The sequence below is a fragment of the Arthrobacter sp. 92 genome (assembly GCF_050260325.1).
GTDB lineage: Bacteria > Actinomycetota > Actinomycetes > Actinomycetales > Micrococcaceae > Arthrobacter.
Genome location: NZ_CP189863.1, coordinates 3708974 through 3723612, shown reverse-complemented (window position 1 = coordinate 3723612; position 14639 = coordinate 3708974). Strand labels below are relative to the sequence as shown.

15 protein-coding genes are annotated in these 14639 nt (G+C 64.6%); 9 read left to right on the top strand and 6 right to left on the bottom strand.

What is annotated here, in order from left to right:
• Positions 1-195 precede the first annotated feature (195 nt).
• The 3 genes from typA to ACP4XC_RS17245 all read left to right on the top strand — a co-directional run bounded on the left by typA (position 196) and on the right by ACP4XC_RS17245 (position 3686).
• Positions 196-2124 (top strand): translational GTPase TypA, encoded by a 1929-nt coding sequence (gene typA, locus ACP4XC_RS17255; RefSeq protein ID WP_427171785.1) that lies wholly within the window; start codon positions 196-198, stop codon positions 2122-2124.
• Between the two features lie 34 nt (positions 2125-2158).
• Positions 2159-2536, top strand: coding sequence for a hypothetical protein (locus tag ACP4XC_RS17250; RefSeq protein WP_427171783.1), 378 nt, complete (start codon positions 2159-2161; stop codon positions 2534-2536).
• A gap of 340 nt (positions 2537-2876) precedes the next feature.
• Entirely contained in the window at positions 2877-3686 is an 810-nt protein-coding gene (locus ACP4XC_RS17245; RefSeq protein ID WP_427171781.1) for a type IV toxin-antitoxin system AbiEi family antitoxin domain-containing protein, read from the top strand.
• A 284-nt stretch (positions 3687-3970) separates the two neighbouring features.
• Here ACP4XC_RS17245 and ACP4XC_RS17240 read toward each other — a convergent pair whose 3' ends face one another.
• Positions 3971-4219 (bottom strand): hypothetical protein, encoded by a 249-nt coding sequence (locus ACP4XC_RS17240; RefSeq protein ID WP_427171779.1) that lies wholly within the window; start codon positions 4217-4219, stop codon positions 3971-3973.
• Positions 4220-4370: 151 nt separating this feature from the next.
• On the opposite strand from ACP4XC_RS17240, the gene fdxA reads away from it, so the two are divergent.
• The 3 genes from fdxA (at position 4371) to ACP4XC_RS17225 (ending at position 7373) form a co-directional block, all read left to right on the top strand.
• Positions 4371-4697, top strand: a complete 327-nt coding sequence (fdxA, locus tag ACP4XC_RS17235; protein WP_226762298.1) for a ferredoxin — start codon at positions 4371-4373, stop codon at positions 4695-4697.
• A gap of 12 nt (positions 4698-4709) precedes the next feature.
• Entirely contained in the window at positions 4710-5858 is a 1149-nt protein-coding gene (dapC, locus tag ACP4XC_RS17230) for a succinyldiaminopimelate transaminase (RefSeq protein ID WP_427171777.1), read from the top strand.
• A gap of 231 nt (positions 5859-6089) precedes the next feature.
• Positions 6090-7373, top strand: coding sequence for a citrate synthase (locus ACP4XC_RS17225; protein ID WP_427171775.1), 1284 nt, complete (start codon positions 6090-6092; stop codon positions 7371-7373).
• Positions 7374-7465: 92 nt separating this feature from the next.
• Here ACP4XC_RS17225 and galE read toward each other — a convergent pair whose 3' ends face one another.
• Complete coding sequence (galE, locus tag ACP4XC_RS17220) at positions 7466-8479, bottom strand: UDP-glucose 4-epimerase GalE (protein WP_427171773.1); 1014 nt, start codon at positions 8477-8479, stop codon at positions 7466-7468.
• Between the two features lie 81 nt (positions 8480-8560).
• On the opposite strand from galE, the gene ACP4XC_RS17215 reads away from it, so the two are divergent.
• Positions 8561-9190 carry a TetR/AcrR family transcriptional regulator gene (locus ACP4XC_RS17215; protein ID WP_427175150.1) on the top strand — a complete coding sequence of 210 codons (630 nt, stop codon included), beginning with the start codon at positions 8561-8563 and terminating at the stop codon, positions 9188-9190.
• 57 nt (positions 9191-9247) lie between these two features.
• Positions 9248-9859, top strand: a complete 612-nt coding sequence (locus ACP4XC_RS17210) for a hypothetical protein (protein ID WP_427171772.1) — start codon at positions 9248-9250, stop codon at positions 9857-9859.
• Between the two features lie 35 nt (positions 9860-9894).
• Here ACP4XC_RS17210 and ACP4XC_RS17205 read toward each other — a convergent pair whose 3' ends face one another.
• Complete coding sequence (locus ACP4XC_RS17205) at positions 9895-10749, bottom strand: hypothetical protein (RefSeq protein ID WP_427171770.1); 855 nt, start codon at positions 10747-10749, stop codon at positions 9895-9897.
• 56 nt (positions 10750-10805) lie between these two features.
• Complete coding sequence (dapD, locus tag ACP4XC_RS17200; RefSeq protein WP_427171768.1) at positions 10806-11837, bottom strand: 2,3,4,5-tetrahydropyridine-2,6-dicarboxylate N-succinyltransferase; 1032 nt, start codon at positions 11835-11837, stop codon at positions 10806-10808.
• 50 nt (positions 11838-11887) lie between these two features.
• On the opposite strand from dapD, the gene dapE reads away from it, so the two are divergent.
• Entirely contained in the window at positions 11888-13012 is a 1125-nt protein-coding gene (gene dapE / locus ACP4XC_RS17195; protein WP_427171767.1) for a succinyl-diaminopimelate desuccinylase, read from the top strand.
• A gap of 84 nt (positions 13013-13096) precedes the next feature.
• On the opposite strand, the gene ACP4XC_RS17190 is transcribed toward dapE, so the two are convergent.
• The gene (locus ACP4XC_RS17190; RefSeq protein ID WP_427171765.1) at positions 13097-13930 is read right to left on the bottom strand and encodes an amino acid ABC transporter permease; all 834 of its coding nucleotides are present in this window, start codon (positions 13928-13930) and stop codon (positions 13097-13099) included.
• Positions 13927-14577, bottom strand: coding sequence for an amino acid ABC transporter permease (locus ACP4XC_RS17185; RefSeq protein ID WP_427171763.1), 651 nt, complete (start codon positions 14575-14577; stop codon positions 13927-13929). The genes ACP4XC_RS17190 and ACP4XC_RS17185 overlap by 4 nt, the downstream gene beginning before the upstream one ends.
• Between the last annotated feature and the right edge of the window lie 62 nt (positions 14578-14639).

The following is a 14639-nucleotide window of genomic DNA, read 5'->3' as shown; positions in this document are numbered from 1 at the left end:
CATGCTGCGGGCGTGGCGCGATATCGCCCCCGGGCGCCGGTAAAGCGGCGCTCTTTGGCTTTTTAGGCCAATAAATGACCTAGCGTTTAGACTTGTATAAGGTGCCCTGTGTCAAAAGGGCTTATCCGTCGTGCGTTCCGGTTGGAAATGTCGCGATACAACAGCTGACTTCACCACTGAATCGAGCAATAACGCATGTCTGAAACCACCACCAACACCGCGGTAGCCACTGCATCGCGCAGTGATCTGCGCAACGTCGCGATCGTGGCCCACGTTGACCACGGCAAGACCACCCTGGTCGACGCCATGCTCAAGCAGACCAACTCCTTTGCCGCGCACAACCACCTCGAAGACCGTGTCATGGACTCCGGTGACCTGGAGCGCGAAAAGGGCATCACCATCCTGGCCAAGAACACCACCGTGGCCTACAACGGACCGTCCTCCAAGGGCGAGACCATCACCATCAACGTCATTGACACTCCCGGTCACGCCGACTTCGGTGGCGAGGTGGAGCGCGGCCTGTCCATGGTCGACGGCGTCGTCCTCCTCGTTGACGCCTCTGAGGGCCCGCTGCCCCAGACCCGCTTCGTCCTGCGCAAGGCCCTCGCCGCGCACCTGCCGGTGATCCTTCTGGTCAACAAGACCGACCGCCCCGACGCGCGGATCGAAGAAGTCGTCCACGAGTCCATGGACCTGCTCCTGGGGCTTGCCTCCGACCTGGCTGACGAAGTTCCTGACCTGGACCTGGACAAGATCCTGAACGTGCCTGTGGTTTACGCCGCCGCCAAGGTTGGCCGCGCTTCCCTCGAGCAGCCGGCAGACGGCACAGCTCCGGATAACGAGGACCTGGAGCCGCTGTTCCAGACGATCATCGATCACATCCCGGCGCCGACCTACAACCCGAACGGCGTCCTGCAGGCACACGTCACCAACCTTGACGCCTCTCCGTTCCTGGGCCGCCTCGCACTTCTGCGCATTTACAACGGAACCCTGCGCAAGGGCCAGACCGTTGCCTGGGCACGCGCCAACGGTGAGCTGAAGAACGTCAAGATCACCGAACTGCTGGCCACCAAGGCCTTGGACCGGGTTCCCACCGAATCCGCCGGTCCCGGCGAAATCGTCGCCGTTGCCGGCATCGAGGAAATCACCATCGGTGAGACCCTGACCGACGCCGAGAACCCGCAGCCTCTGCCGCTGATCACCGTTGACGATCCGGCCATCTCCATGACGATTGGTATCAACACTTCGCCGCTGGCCGGCCGGGTCAAGGGCGCCAAGGTTACGGCCCGCCAGGTCAAGGACCGCCTGGACAAGGAACTGATCGGTAACGTCTCCATCAAGGTGCTCCCCACCGAGCGTCCCGACGCTTGGGAAGTCCAGGGCCGTGGCGAACTCGCGCTGGCCATTCTGGTTGAGCAGATGCGCCGCGAAGGCTTTGAGCTGACCGTGGGCAAGCCGCAGGTTGTCACCAAGACCATCGACGGCAAGATCCACGAGCCGATGGAGCACATGACCATCGACGTGCCCGAAGAGTACCTCGGCGCCGTCACCCAGCTCATGGCAGCCCGCAAGGGCCGCATGACGAACATGGCCAACCACGGCACCGGCTGGTGCCGCATGGAGTTCATCGTCCCGGCACGTGGCCTCATCGGCTTCCGCACCAAGTTCCTCACGGACACCCGCGGCGCCGGCATCGCAGCCTCCATCTCCGAGGGCTACGAGCCCTGGGCCGGCCCGATCGAGTACCGCACCAACGGCTCGATGATCGCCGACCGCGCGGGCGTTGTGACTCCGTTCGCCATGATCAACCTGCAGGAACGCGGTTCCTTCTTCGTGAAGCCCACGTCCGAGGTTTACGAGGGCATGATCGTCGGCGAGAACTCCCGCGCCGATGACATGGACGTCAACATCACCAAGGAAAAGAAGCTCACCAACATGCGTGCCGCTTCGTCTGACACCTTCGAGAACCTGACGCCCCCGCGCGACCTGACCCTCGAAGAGTCCCTCGAATTCGCCCGCGAAGACGAGTGCGTCGAGGTGACTCCGGAGGCCATCCGCATCCGGAAGCTCATCCTGGATGTCAACGAGCGCAACAAGGCCAACCGCTCGCGCGCCAAGTCCTAGTTCCAGCGTGCTTCGCTGACTCAACGGACGATTTATGAATAAGGGAGCTGCCGGTACGGCAGGCGGTATTGCCGTCGCCGTGCCGGCAGCTCTTTTTGTGGCCGTGGCAGGAACAGCCCTGCACCGGCAGCAGTTCATGCTGGCCGGAACGGTTCTTCCCTGGGGTGCTGTTGCCGCCTTGCTGCTGCTCGCATCGGTGGAGCTGTGGCTCGGGGCCGCCACCCGCTCGGTGATTCCGACAGCGGTGTGCGGGGTCATCTGTTATGCACTGACAGGCTGGTGGAGCACCCTGGAGGCGGGCAAACGGCTCGTGATCGGAGACCTCCCCGGCAACATCTGGGTCTACGGCATTGCGGGTGTCACGGTTCTTATGCTCGCCTGGTGTTTGCGCTACAGGATTCGCCGGGACTAGGCCAAACCTCCACGCGAAGGGTTCCGGCTTCACGCCCGGCTTTCGCTCGCCCCAAGCCGCTTCGAAGTCCGCTGTCCCCGCGTCCCTCATCCGCCGCGGGACATGCCCATTCTTGGGCCCCGGGGGTGGGCACGATGGCATCATGTCCATCCTTCCGCCTCGGTGCAGGACATGAGCAGAGCTGCCCACTGGACATGCTCACTGCAGCGCCAGGCCGGGGGACATGTCCTCCGCTGGTTGTTGGACATGTCCCGGGTTGCTGCGCGCCAAGGAACAGATGTTGTCCACATAGCGCTCGGCCGGCCTGTTCGTGCCGTATTGCCGGCGGCAACATGGCACCATGGGCAAAATCGTGGAGGTTCTCGGAAACTACGACGGCGTCGCACGCGCCAAACACATCGCTGCCGCTGGTGTCTCGGACTTCCAACTCAAGGCCGCCCTGGCCAGTGGCGACGTGTCCCGAGTCTCCCGCGGTGTTTACGCCTTGCCGGGTGCCGATGCTGAACTCATTGCCATTCGCTCGCTGCCGGCCGAGCCCGCGTGCGTCACCGCCGCGAAGTTCCATGGCCTCTGGGTTCTCGAAGGACCGGCACAGCCTCACATTGCCGTGGCCCACAGCCGCAACTATCCGGGGTTCATCTGCCATAGGTCGCCCGCGCCCCCGACGCTCATGGACTCCGTGGTCCAAAGCCTCCGCTGTTTACCAGAACTCGACGGCCTGATCATCGCCGAATCCGCCATCGTACTCAAGGGGCTTCCACTGAAATCACTCCGCCAGCGGCTGGAAGGCCGAAACGATGCCCGCGAACGTCGGATCATTGCGGGCATTACGCCCCAGTCGCAGTCCGTCATCGAGTGCATGGCGAGATTTCTCCTGCGCCGGGCCGGCTTCCATGTCGAATCGCAGGTCAACATTCCCGGGATGGGACATCTGGACCTTATGGTCGACGGCCGGCTCGGCATCGAGACCGACGGGGCAGGTTTCCACATGGACAGGCAGAGCTTCGAAGAAGACCGACGCCGGTGGAATGTCACCACGCGGCTTGGAATCCCAACCCTCATTGTGAGTTATTCGCTGCTCAAGTACCGCCCACAGGAGTTCATAACGATGGTCCGCGAGGCGCTGAGCCGTCTTTCGGTCGCGGCGTAACAGGGGACATGTCCCATGCGTGCGTCCCCTCCACTGGACATGTCCCACGGGATGTCGTGCCCACCACTGGACATGTCCCACGCATGGTGTCCCCACCACTGGACATGTCCCACTTTCGTGGCAGCGGGTGGGCACAGTGGCCATATGTCCAGTGCCGGGAGCCAGGGGAGGGCATGTCCGTCGCGGGAAGGCGGGAAGGCGGGAAGGCGGGAAGGCGGGAAGGCGGGAAGCCGGGAACGGGAACGGGGTCCAGCAGGGCAGAGGGGCAGGGCGGCAGGGACAGCTCAGGAAACGGGCGCCCGGGGGGAACGACGCGGCGGGGCCGGGGGAACCGCCTTGGCCGCCACCACCAGCTCGAGGGGAATCACGACGTCGGAGCGCCGGGTGCGCACGGTGCATTCGCCGTCGGCCGTTTCCAGGAGGACACCCAAGGCGTCCGTGAAGCCACCCTCGATCCTGTATCGGACCACGAGGCGCGTGCCGGGAAGTGCCCCGGAGAGAAACTGTTGCGGCGAAGGCGGGGTCAAAGTCACGTGTTCATACTAAGACGCGCAGGGTGTGTGACGCCCGGCTAGGTTCGCGGGATCGGGCTGGGAGATAATAGGCTCAGAAGTCAGCAGCCGGCGCTCAGGCCGGGAGCACCGATCCGGCCAGCAGCCGGGACCAACGTGGAGAGGCAAGGACGTGACGTACGTAATCGCGCAGCCGTGTGTAGATGTCAAGGACAAGGCATGTATCGAAGAATGCCCGGTCGACTGCATCTATGAGGGCGAGCGGTCCCTCTACATTCACCCCGACGAGTGCGTCGACTGCGGCGCATGCGAGCCTGTGTGCCCCGTGGAGGCGATCTACTACGAGGATGACACCCCGGAGGAATGGGCGGACTACTACAAGGCCAACGTCGAGTTCTTTGACGACCTTGGCTCACCGGGCGGCGCCGCGAAGGTGGGGAACACCCACACGGACCACCCGATGATCGCAGCCCTGCCGCCCCAGAACCAAGAGAGCTAGGACGGCGCTTCGGTGACCTCCGCGCTGCGCAGTTTCGGACTCAGCCTGCCCGACTACCCGTGGGAGGCCATGGCTCCGTACCTGGCCCGCGCCGCGGAGCACCCCGGGGGAGTGGCCAATCTCTCCATCGGGACCCCGGTTGACCCCACCCCTGACGTGGTGCAGGACGCCCTGCGCGCAGCCTCCAATGCACCCGGCTACCCCACCGTCCACGGCACGGCGGCGCTCCGCGAAGCGATCGCGGCCTGGTTTGAGCGCCGTCGCGGTGTCCCCGGGCTCGATCCGCAGAACGTCATGCCAACGGTTGGCTCCAAGGAACTTGTGGCGTGGCTGCCGTTCCTGCTTGGCCTTAAGCCGGGCGACGTCGTCGTCCGGCCTTCCGTTGCCTACCCCACCTACGACATCGGGGCGACGTTCGCCGGCGCCGATCAGGTGGCCGCGGACGATCTTGACGAGCTCGACGCCGGGACGCGGGCGCGTGTGCGCCTCATCTGGGTCAATTCGCCGGCCAACCCCACGGGCAGCGTCCGGGACGTCACCTCGCTTAAGCGCATCGTTGACCAGGCGCGCGAAATCGGCGCCGTCGTGGCCTCGGACGAGTGCTACGCCGAACTCGGGTGGGGTGAGTGGGATGCCCAGCGCGGCGGATCTCCGGTGCCCAGCATCCTGGATCCGCAGGTCTCCGGTGGCACGCACGAGGGCCTGCTGGCCGTCTATTCGCTGAGCAAACAGTCAAACCTGGCCGGCTACAGGGCCGCATTCGTGGCGGGCGATCCGGCCATCATGGCCAACCTGGTCAACAGCCGCAAACACGCAGGGATGATCGTTCCGTATCCCGTCCAGGAGGCCATGCGCGTAGCCCTGGGGGATGACGCCCACGTCCAGGCGCAAAAGGACCTGTACCGCGGCCGCCGGGAGCGCATTATTCCGGCGCTGGAGGCATTTGGTCTCAGGATCGAGGACTCCCACGCAGGCCTTTACCTGTGGTGCACGGCGCGCGAAGCCACCTGGGACACCGTGGGCAGGCTGGCGGACCGTGGCATCGTGGTGGGTCCCGGCGTGTTCTACGGCGAGGCAGGCAACGGCTTTGTGCGGGTGGCGCTCACAGCTAACGATGAACGGATCGACGCCGCCGCGGCGCGCCTTGCCACAGGCCCGTAATAATGGTGTGACTCGCGCCACAAGTGAAGCGATTTGGGGACTTTTGGCACTGCTGGATTAGTACCACATTGCCTAGGGGCGGTACTTTTTAACTGACTATCAATGGTGGCTTTCTACAAGAAGGTAGCCCGGCTCTTGGATTTCCTGGCAGAACAGGAGCGCCGGCCGGCTTCACCAGATGTTGGATCAAGCTTTCTACAGAGAGGCCCAGATGCCTCATGAGGAGACTCCATGACTGAGAACAACAGCGCAACCCTGCGCCATGCGGGCGGCGAACTCGAACTCCCGCGCATCAAGGTTGTAGAAGGAAACGAAGGCTACGACGTTTCCAAGCTGCTGAAGCAGACCGGCGCCGTTGCCTTCGACCCCGGTTTTATGAACACCGCGGCCACCACCTCCGCCATCACCTACATCGACGGCGACGCCGGGATCCTGCGGTACCGCGGCTACCCGATCGAGCAGCTTGCGCAGCACTCCAGCTTCCTGGAAGTCTCCTACCTGCTGATCTACGGCAACCTGCCGACCCCCACGGAGCTGGACGCTTTTGACCAGCGGATCCGTCACCACACCCTGCTGCACGAAGAGCTCAAGGGCTTCTTCAGCGGCTTCCCCCGCGATGCCCACCCGATGCCTGTGCTGTCATCGGCCGTATCCGCACTGTCCACGTTTTACCAGGACTCGCTGGACCCCTTCAACGCCGAGCAGGTGGAGGTCTCCACCTACCGGCTGTTGGCCAAGATGCCGGTCATCGCCGCCTACGCCCTGAAGAAGAGCATCGGGCAGCCCATGCTGTACCCGGACAACTCCATGAACCTGGTGGAGAACTTCCTGCGCCTGAGCTTCGGCCTCCCGGCCGAGCAGTACGAGATGGACCCAGTGGTGGTCAAGGCGCTGGACCTCCTCCTGATCCTGCACGCGGACCACGAGCAGAACTGCTCCACGTCCACGGTCCGCCTGGTGGGCTCCTCCAACGCCAACCTGTTCGCCTCCGTGTCTGCCGGCATCAACGCCCTGTTCGGACCCGCCCACGGTGGCGCCAACGAAGCAGTGCTGAAGATGCTGCGCCAGATCCAGGCCGACGGCATCAAGCCCGAGGACTACATGGAGAAGGTCAAGAACAAGGAGGACGGCGTCCGCCTCATGGGCTTCGGACACCGCGTCTACAAGAATTATGACCCGCGGGCCAAGATCATCAAGGCCACCGCGCACGAGGTCCTCAGCAAGCTCGGCGGCAACGACGAACTGCTGGATATCGCCATGCGGCTGGAAGAGAAGGCGCTGGGCGATGACTACTTCATCCAGCGCAAGCTCTACCCGAACGTGGACTTCTACACCGGTTTGATCTACAAGGCCATGGGTTTCCCGGAGAAGATGTTCACCGTGCTGTTCGCCATCGGACGCCTCCCGGGCTGGATTGCCCAGTGGCGCGAAATGATCAACGACCCCAATACCAAGATCGGCCGTCCGCGCCAGCTCTACACAGGAGAGCCGGAGCGCGACTACCCGGCCCGCTAGGGACGGAACCGCAGGGACCACCGACGACGACGGCCGCGCACCTTACGAGGTGCGCGGCCGTTTGCATGCGGGTCAGGAAGAACTCGGGGCGGCTAGGAGTTATAACCCAGCGGGTTGTTCTTCTGCCAGCGCCAGTGATCCTCGCACATCTGGTCAACCGTTTTGGTGGTGGCCCAGCTGAGGTCCGCCAGGGCCGACGTCGCGTCCGCCCAGAACGCGGGAAGGTCGCCGGCGCGGCGGCCGGTGATCTCATACGGGAGTTCGTGTCCCACGGCCTTCTCGAAGGAACGCAGCACCTCCAGGACGGAGGAGCCTTTGCCCGATCCGAGGTTCCACCGGAAGACGCCGGTACGGTCGGCAATGTGGTTCAGGGCCGCGACGTGCCCCTCTGCCAGGTCAACTACATGGATGTAGTCGCGCAGGCAGGTTCCGTCCGGAGTGTCATAGTCGCCGCCGAAAACCATGAGCTTCTCGCGGCGGCCAACGGCAACCTGAGCGATGAACGGCACCAGGTTGTTGGGGATCCCTTGTGGATCTTCGCCGATGCGGCCCGAAGGGTGCGCGCCCACCGGGTTGAAGTAGCGCAGAAGGGCGATATGCCAGCGGGTGTCCGCCGCGCCGAGATCCGAAAGGATGTCCTCGATCTGTTCCTTGGTCCGGCCGTAGGGGTTGTTGGCTCCGATCTCCATCTTCTCGATGTAGGGGATCGGGTTGTGCTCGCCATAAACAGTGGCCGAGGAACTGAACACCATGGAGCGGACCTCGTGCTTGTCCATCACCCGGATCAGGTTCAGCGTCCCCACCAGGTTGTTGTAGTAGTACTTCAGCGGCTCGCGCACCGACTCGCCGACCGCTTTGAGCCCGGCGAAGTGGATGACGGCGTCGATGGCGTGTTGGGCGAAGACAGCGTCCACGGCGGCCTCATCGACAAGGTCGACGTTGTGGAAGAACGCCGCTTTGCCGCTGAGCTCCGCGACCCGCCGCAGCGATTCCTCGCTCGAGTTGACGAGGTTGTCGATGACCACCACTTCATGCCCGGCTTCCTGCAGGGACAGTACGGTGTGCGACCCGATGTAGCCGGTACCGCCCGTTACCAGAATTCTCATGGGCTCCACGCTATCCCAATTCCGCGCTTCCCTGCCCGTGTTGCACGCACCATGACAGCACAACCGTGCTAAAAAATGATGGTGCCCAAAATTGTCGACGCCGCAGCCCGGCGCCAGGAAGTAGTCGAAGCAGTCTTCAGAATCATCGCAGTTGACGGGCTGGAACGGGCGTCCCTGCGCGAAGTCGCCGATGAGGCGGACCTCGCCGTGGGCTCCGTGAGGCACTATTTCACCAGCAGCGAGGAACTGCTGGTGCATTCCTTCGGCGTCGTGGTGGACAGGATCATCGCCCGCCTCACCCGGGCCCGTGACAGGATTGCCGCCCTGCCGCCCGGATCGGCAGAGCATTATGACGGCGTGTTAACCCTCTTGGGCCAGTTCCTCCCCTTGGACGAGGAGCGGGCTGTTGATGCCTGTGTGTGGATGGCGTTCAAGAACGCTGCCCGAATCAAGCCGTTCCTGGCTCCGGAGGCCGACCGCAGCCACCGCGCTGTTGCCGCCGTGATGGGCTGGCTGATTATTGAACTCACAAAGGACGACGACGCTGCCCGCGAGCAGGCGCTCGTGACCGAAGCGGAGCGGCTGCTGGCAACCCTTGACGGCCTGACCATGCACGCTTTGCTACAGCCGGAATGGATGACCGCCCAGATGTGCCGGGATGTGCTGGACGCCCATCTGCGGGGCCTGGGGGCCGTGCCGACGGGCCATTAACGTCCGTGGGCAACGGGAATACACTGGGACAGTACATATGCCAAGGGAGGCATTCGGATGCAGCACACAGGCGGTCCTGGCTGGCGGATCACCATGGACACTTCGGGTCCAATGCTCATTGCGCTTTATGTCCGCGACGCCGCCGGCCTTGATAGTGCGGGACGGCCGGCTCTGTCCCATCTGGCGCCCAAGGTCCGCCCCATGGATCATGCGAACCTTATCGCCGAGGTGGGCGGCCTGAGCGCATTGAAGACCGAATGGGAAGCCTGGTGGGAGCAGCTCCTGAAGGGCCACCCGCAGATGGTTCCTGAGATGTCGCCGCCGGGCTTCAACGCCTTTGCCAACTCTCCGGCCCTGCGGCGCGTGCTCCAGGCGCACTTCGGTTCCGCCCTCACGTGGGCACGGGAGCGGCGCGGCGAGTACGCCGCCCTGGAAGCCGAGCGGGAAGCCAGCGGAGCCTCCAAACTCCTTGGTGACATGGTTGAGGACCGGCTGTTGGAAGTTGGCCGCGGCGCGCGCGACTTCACCCTCACCATCATCGAACTGCCGCTGACCGAACCGCGGGCCTGGTACCTCGAGCCCGACAAGATCATCATGAGCAACGAGCTTTTGTCCCAGCCCGAGGTGTTCCGCAGCTACGTCCAGCCTGTGGTGGAGTTGCTGGTCTGATTCTGCCCGCGCTGGCGGCGCCGTCCGCGCTCCAGCTACGAAGCGGGGGTCGCGGCGACCGTCACTGTCACCTGGCCGGGTGCCGCGTCGACAGGCTGCCAGCCCTTCCGCGCCTGCCGGTTCCAGCTCCGGCCCTCCACATCCACCTGGGTGATGGACAATGACTTGGCGTTGGCCACGGCCCACTGCCCTATGGCCCAGGCCCGGCTGCCGCTAGCCTCGAGCACCAGTTTGCTGCCGTCCGCTGTTGCGGGGATATCACCGTAGGCGGCGGTCACATCCTCACGCAGAGCATCAAGACTGCCGGCGTCCTCGGGGCTCCGCAAGGTGCAGTCCAAGGCCTCGGGAGCCTGTCCGGTGAGCGCGGAGGCAAACGCCCTGCCCATTTCCTCGTGCTGTGCATAAGCCTGGGGGTAGGCCGAGCGTTGGACCTGTTGGGCTGCGGCGGTGATGTCCAGGGATTCGTACCCGGGAATTTTCACCAGCGCGTCGTAGAACGCCCCGGTGGAATGGTACGGGTCCATAACCTCCGCTGCGGTGCCCCATCCCTGCGACGGACGCTGCTGGAAGAGGCCGCGGGAGTCCGGGCCGGCCTGATCCCCGTGTTCGATGTTGCGGAGTTTGGACTCCTGCATCGCGGTGGCCAGGGCGATGCTGGCCGCCCGCGGGGGGAGTCCCCGCCGCAGCGCCACCGCACTGATCAACGCCGCGTTGGCGGCTTGGTCGGTGGCGAGATCGGCCTTCAGCGAGCCGACGGCTGCCGTGCACTTCTCGGACACCAGTGTCTCCGAGCGCTGCACGAAGCCCACGGCCATGTAGATGCCGCCGCCCACAAGAGCCAGGGCAAGCACCAGCACCACCAGGCGGCGCAAGCCACGTCTGCGTGCCACGAAACTACTCCCTTGGACCGGCGACGGGCCGGCTGAATGTGGTGGGTTGGGCGGTATCAGTTCGTGTGCAGGGCTTCGTTAAGCTCTACCGTCTGGCCCTTGCGGGGGAGGACCTCCACCGCGCCGCTCGTGGAGTTGCGGCGGAACAACAGATTGGGGACTCCGGAGAGCTCCACGGCCTTGACAGTGGTGGCCGTAGGCTTGCCGTCGGCGTCTTTCGGCCCCACCACGCTGACCAGCGTGCCGGCCGTGACATATAGCCCGGCCTCCACCACGGAGTCGTCGCCAATGCTGATGCCCACACCCGAGTTGGCGCCCAGAAGAACCCGCGCGCCCAGGGCGATCTTTTCCTTGCCTCCGCCGGAAAGCGTGCCCATGATGGACGCGCCGCCACCGACGTCGGTGCCGTCACCAGTCACGACGCCGGCCGAGATCCGGCCCTCCACCATTGAGGTGCCGAGCGTGCCGGCGTTGAAGTTGACGAACCCCTCGTGCATGACGGTGGTTCCCTCGGCGAGGTGCGCGCCGAGCCGGACGCGGTCGGCGTCGGCGATGCGGACTCCTGAGGGGACAACGTAGTCCACCATGCGGGGGAACTTGTCGATCCCGAAAACCGTGACCGCTCCGCGCTTGCGCAGTTTGGCGCGGGTCAGCTCGAAGCCTTCCACCGCCGCCGGGCCGAAGTTCGTCCACACCACGTTGGGAAGCTTGCCGAAAATTCCGTCGAGGTTGATCGTGTTCGGCTGGACCAACCGGTGCGAGAGCAGGTGGAGCCGCAAGTAAGCGTCAGCGGTGTCCGCGGGTGCTTCATCAAGATGGATCTGCACGAACACCACTTTCTGTTCCGTGCCACGGGCCGGGTCGGCGCTGCCGGCGGCGATCTCCGCGAGGGCCGGGTCGGCGCTTTCCACTGTACGGGCGCTTTCCGCAGCCGTTCCGAGGGCCGGGGCCGGGTACCAGACGTCCAATACGGTGGCCTCGCCGTTGCGCGTGGCCACGGTGGCCAGTCCGAAGCCATAGGCGGACCGGGAATCCCTGGAAGCGGTGGTGTCGGCGGGCACGGCGGAATCAGCAACGGTTTCAGTCATGCCCCCAGTCTATCGAGAGCAGGGCTCAGGACTCGAACTAGACTGGCAACGTGACTGCTCAAACCACTCCCGTCCGCCTGGATCTCAGCCAGGACGTCGCTCTGCTCACCGCCGCCCTGATAGACATTAACAGTGTCTCCGGAAACGAGAAGGAACTTGCGGACGCCGTGGAACACGCTCTCCGCGCCGTTCCTGAGCTGGAACTTGTCCGCGACGGGGACTCGATCATTGCGCGCACCAGCCTGGGCCGGCCTGAGCGGGTCATCCTGGCCGGGCATCTTGACACCGTTCCCTTGCCGGTCACCGAGGGTTCGCTCGGAACGGTGCCGTCGTACTGGCCCTCCGGCGCCCCCGGCGAGGGCATGTTGTATGGCAGGGGAGCCACCGACATGAAAGGCGGAGTGGCCGTCCAGCTGGCGCTGGCCGCGTCGATTTTCGACGGCGGAGCGGGGCCAGGCAAGGATGTGACGTTCGTTTTCTACGACCACGAGGAAGTCGAAGCCGTCAAGAGCGGACTGGGCCGGCTGGTGCGCAACCATGGCGAGCTCCTCCACGGTGACTTTGCCATCCTGCTTGAACCCACGGACGGCTCCGTTGAAGGCGGCTGCAACGGCACCATGCGCTTCGAAGCCACCACGCTCGGGGAAGCCGCGCACTCGGCCCGCGCGTGGATGGGAAGCAACGCCATCCACTCGGCGGCGCCAATCCTGGCAAGACTGGCGGACTATGAGCCGCAGACTGTCAACGTGGACGGGCTCGACTATCGGGAAAGCCTGAATGCGGTCCGGATCAACGGGGGCACAGCGGGAAATGTCATCCCGGACAAGTGCGTGGTGGAGATCAACTACCGCTTCGCGCCGGACAAGACCCCCGACCAGGCCGAAGCCCACGTGCGCGAACTGTTGGCGGGATTCGACGTGGTCCGTACCGACAGCGCAGCCGGTGCCCGCCCCGGACTGAACCATCCCGCGGCCGCCTCGTTCGTGGCGGTGGTGGGAGCCGAACCCAAGCCGAAGTATGGCTGGACGGACGTGGCCCGGTTCAGTGAGCTCGGTGTCCCCGCAGTGAACTTCGGTCCAGGTGACGCGCTGCTTGCTCACAAGGACAACGAACACGTCGAGGCGGAGGCCATCCGCGAGTGCCTGCGGGCGCTGCGAAGCTGGTTGACGGCCTAGCCGGATACACGCAAAACAGGAAAGGCCCGGAACCCACCAGCGAGGGGTTCCGGGCCTTTCCGATCAAGCTGACTGCACAGTCGTCTACTTCGCTGTAACCCCGGCGACGGGCACGTGGGCAACGCCGCCAGCGGCCTTTTTGGAGCCCCGCCGCTCAATCCAGATGGCGAGGCGGGAGACGGAGAAGTTGATCGTGATATAGATCGCCGCTGCCACGAAGAACACGGGGAAAAGGTACTGCGGCCCGAGGAAGTCTGCCATGATCTGCACTTTGCGCAGCAATTCCTCGTAGGACACGATGTAGCCCAGTGAGGTGTCCTTCAGCAGCACCACCAGCTGCGCCACGAGGGAGGGCAGCATGCGGCGGATGGCCTGCGGCAGTTCGATGCTGCGGCGGGACTGGAAACTTGTCAGACCGATCGCCAGGCCCGCCTCGCGCTGGCCCTTGGGTAGCGACTGGATGCCGGCGCGGATGATCTCCGCGAAGATGGCCGCGTTGTAGAGCACCAAGCCAGCGACGACGGCGACGAAGGAGCCGGTGGCGAACACCAGCAACACGAAGAACATCATCAGGACCACGGGCATGCCGCGCAGGAACTCCAGCACGATCCGGGTGGGGACCTGGATGGCGGGCACCTCAGAAATGCGCATCAGGCAAAGCAGCAGCCCCAGCGGGAAGGCGATTACCGCTGCCACGGCCGCCGCGCTCAGGGTGGCGCCGATGCCGCTGCCGATCAGGTTCCAAACATCCGGAATCTGGAAGACGGCCCAGCGCTCGGCTTGGAAGATGCCCTGTTGCGCCAGAATCGAGATGGCCCACGCGAGGAGGCCGCCGATCACGATAACGCCCACAATCGAGCCGATCAGTGAAACACGGCGGGCCTTGGGCCCGGGGACGTCGTAAAGGACCGAGGTCATCGGGCGATCGCCACCTTTCGTTCAACCTGGTTGGCAAGCAATCCAAGGGGGACAGTAATCAACAGGTAGAAGAAGGCCACGCCCACCAGGACCCAGAGCACGGCGTCGCCGTGGGAGTTGGCCAGTTGCTTTCCGTAACCGAAGAGTTCCAGGACGTAGAACGCGCCGGCCACCGAGGAGTTCTTCACGAGGGCGATGAGGATGTTGATCAAGGGCGGGATCACGGTGCGAAGTGCCTGCGGCAGGATGATCAGGGAGAGCACCTGGCTGAACTTCATGCCGATGCTGCGGGCCGCTTCGGCCTGTCCCACCGGGACGCTGTTGACACCGGAGCGCACGGCTTCGGCAATGAACGCCGAGGTGTAGGCGCTCAGGGCGATGATGGCGGCAACCTCGAACTGCTGGAACGTCACACCCAGTCGGGGCAGAACCACAGCGGCGAAGAAGAAGGCGATGGTCAGCGGTGTGTTCCGGACAATTTCCACGTACGCCATGCTGAAGCCGCGCAGCGCGGGGATGGGGGATACGCGGGCGGCCGCGAGGATGGTGCCGAAGACCAGGGCAATGATCCCCGAGACCACGGCCAGGAAAAGGGTTCTGAGAAAACCGTCCCAGTATTGCGGGAGGCTCTCAATGATGACGTCCATGGGTTCCTTCAGCTGCCTTGAGGGGATGTGAGCGGAAGACAGGAGTGGCGGTTCCCGGATCC